Source organism: Niastella sp., assembly GCF_045805085.1.
In the GTDB taxonomy this organism is placed as follows: domain Bacteria; phylum Bacteroidota; class Bacteroidia; order Chitinophagales; family Chitinophagaceae; genus Niastella.
On record NZ_JBJMLX010000507.1, the window covers coordinates 1 to 2,718 of the forward strand.

A 2,718-nucleotide genomic window follows, 5' to 3' on the forward strand; every position below is an offset into this window, starting at 1 on the left:
AAACGAACAGCGGTCCCAACCCATTGGCTACGGTAAATACATCATTGTTAAACGCCACATCCCCCCGCAGGAACATCTGATTTTGTTCACCGGTCAAACCATCTATAGGCCCATCGAGGATAGAATCATCGGCCGGCTTCCCCGGTAAGATCTTCTCACAAGCCAGCGCCACCATTATAATAGTAATGAGGGAACCCATCACCAGCCATTGCTTTTTCATAAACAGCGTTTAAAGTTGACCAAAAGTAAATAATTAGTTCAATAAAACAAGAAAAATTAGGCGAGCCTAATAGTACAGCTTTTGTACATCTTTCCCTAATTTGCCTAAAAATCGAGCGCACGTGCATTCATCTGCCGAAGAAAATTATCTGAAAGCCATTTATAAATTACAGGAATCCAACGGGGAAATGGTGGCCACATCGGCCCTGGCGCAGTTGTTGGGCATTCACATGGCTTCCGTTACCGATATGCTTAAAAAGATGAGCACCAAAAAACTGGTGGCTTATCAAAAGTCAAAAGGGTTCAAACTCACGGAAAAAGGAAAGCAGGCGGCCATTGGCATCATTCGCAAACACCGGTTGTGGGAAGTGTTCCTGGTTGATAAACTGGGCTTCCGCTGGGACGAAGTACATGACATTGCCGAACAGCTGGAGCATATCCACAGCAAGGACCTGATTGACAAACTGGACGCCTATCTCGACTTCCCCAAAACCGATCCGCATGGCGACCCCATTCCCGATGCCAAAGGCATCTTCACCATCAGCAAATCTGTATTACTGGCGTCTTTGTCACCAGGCAGCCAGGGTAAGTTCACCGGTGTTACCGATCACTCCGGTGCTTTTTTGAATTACCTCGACAAGATCGGCCTTTCACTGGGCGATACCGTAAAAGTGAAAGAGGTGGAAGAATTTGACAAGAATTATACGCTTTTGCTGAAAGGGAAAAAATCGGTAGTGGTAAGTTTTAAAGTGGCCAACAGTTTATTGATCAGCGAATAAGATAATACCACAAAAAAGATTTATTATTGGTCTCAGTTTAAAATATCATGTCCGTAATCAATCCATTACTGGAGCTAGGCCAATCTACGGTGAATGTACCTTTCGAGATACATACCATGGAGTGGATAGCGCAAAACCGGTTCCAACAAAATGCCACCCCGCACCGGCATAACTATTTTGTGATCATTTGGGTAAAAAAAGGAACAGGCACACATTTGATCGACCTGGAATCTTACAAACTGGAAGACAATTCCGTTTATTGCATCACGCCCGGACAGGTACACCAGTTAAACGCAACTGACCCCGTGGATGGTTATGTGATCTCCTTTATGGCCGAGTTCCTGGGAGGCGCGGAAGAAAATTATGACCTCCTGTTCAATACGGGCTTATTCTATACCTTTTCCAATTCACCGGTAATAAAAGTGAATGAGGAAATGGGCCTTGAGATGCAGGACGCCGTTAACAAAATGCTGAAGGAGTTTAATAACTTCTTCATTTTACGGGCCGAGATCCTGCGCGGTTTCTTAAAGATCTTCCTCATCTACCTTACCCGGCAGTACGAACGGCCAAAAGAAAATGAAGCACATTCAAAAAGCATTGAACTGGTAAAACAATTCTTTGCGCTGGTAGAAAAGCAGTATACCACCAAGAAAATGGTGACCGATTATGCCGAAGAACTGGCCGTTACTCCCAACCACCTGAATGAAGTAGTAAAGAAAATATCCGGTTCGCCCGCCAGTCATCACATTCAACAACGCATTATCCTGGAAGCCAAACGGCAGGCAGTATATTCACGGGTTACCATGAAAGAGATTGCCTATGAATTGGGATTTGATGACACAGCCCATTTCAGCAAGTTTTTCAAGAACGCATCCGGAGAGAGCTTTTCTGACTTCCGGGCAAGAAATCAGGTTTCTTAGTTTTTACCATGTTATTTATCCAACTATAAGTTCACCCTTTCCATGATTTATACAACATTATCCTGCGATTCTCAATTGCCTTTTGGGCTGATATTCTGTTATTTTGTTAGTTGAAATTATGAGTACAAGCGTAAAACAAGCAACCTGGGCCATCGACCCCATTCATTCAACCATCCGGTTCGATGCCAAATACCTGTTGATCACCTCGGTATCAGGTTGGTTCAGAGAGTTTGAAGGAACCGTGGTGAGCGGCCAGGATGGTTTTTGTAACAGCGAGATCAATCTCACCATATATGTAAATTCATTGACAACAGGGAACGACGAACGCGACAATCACCTGCGTTCGCCCGATTTCTTTGATGCCCGGCAATTCCCCATGATCCAGTTCAGATCAACGGCCGTTACCATGCAGGAAAAGAAAATAAATGTGACCGGTATATTAACCGTAAAAGGCGTGGAACATCCGTTCTCCTTTACCGCCAATTTTTTGGGCATCTGCGCCGACCCTTTGCACAATACCAAGGCCGCATTTGATATGGACACCGTACTAAATCGTAAAGATTTTAATATTACCTGGAACCAGCTGTTCGACAAGAATGGCTTATTACTAAGCGATGAGGTGAAAGTTCACTGCGATCTGCAGCTGTTGAAACTGAGTTAAGAGAAGGCAAACGGCAGAAGGCAGAAGGCAGAAATAAAGCATATAGTAAGGGCCAAAGCGGTTTAAACTGCTTTGGCCCTTGTGTTTTGTATTCCTGGTTAACTGGTCAACTGGTTAACTGATCAACTTGCCCCTTTTC

Annotated in this window: 3 protein-coding genes and 1 pseudogene; 3 read left to right on the top strand and 1 reads right to left on the bottom strand. The window is 44.3% G+C overall.

What is annotated here, in order from left to right:
* Positions 1-220: pseudogene (locus ACJ751_RS26520) on the bottom strand (thiol oxidoreductase); the annotation flags it as partial.
* A 121-nt stretch (positions 221-341) separates the two neighbouring features.
* On the opposite strand from ACJ751_RS26520, the gene ACJ751_RS26525 reads away from it, so the two are divergent.
* The 3 genes from ACJ751_RS26525 to ACJ751_RS26535 all read left to right on the top strand — a co-directional run bounded on the left by ACJ751_RS26525 (position 342) and on the right by ACJ751_RS26535 (position 2,579).
* Positions 342-998: a metal-dependent transcriptional regulator gene (locus tag ACJ751_RS26525; protein ID WP_407748557.1), complete on the top strand. Its 657-nt coding sequence runs from the start codon at positions 342-344 to the stop codon at positions 996-998.
* Between the two features lie 47 nt (positions 999-1,045).
* Positions 1,046-1,918: an AraC family transcriptional regulator gene (locus ACJ751_RS26530; RefSeq protein ID WP_407748558.1), complete on the top strand. Its 873-nt coding sequence runs from the start codon at positions 1,046-1,048 to the stop codon at positions 1,916-1,918.
* 118 nt (positions 1,919-2,036) lie between these two features.
* Entirely contained in the window at positions 2,037-2,579 is a 543-nt protein-coding gene (locus ACJ751_RS26535; protein ID WP_407748559.1) for a YceI family protein, read from the top strand.
* Positions 2,580-2,718: the final 139 nt, after the last annotated feature.

Coding starts and splice junctions, on each gene's coding strand:
- ACJ751_RS26530 (WP_407748558.1), top strand. CDS start 1,046: ATGTCCGTAATCAATCCATTACTGGAGCTAGGCCAATCTACGGTGAAT.
- ACJ751_RS26535 (WP_407748559.1), top strand. CDS start 2,037: ATGAGTACAAGCGTAAAACAAGCAACCTGGGCCATCGACCCCATTCAT.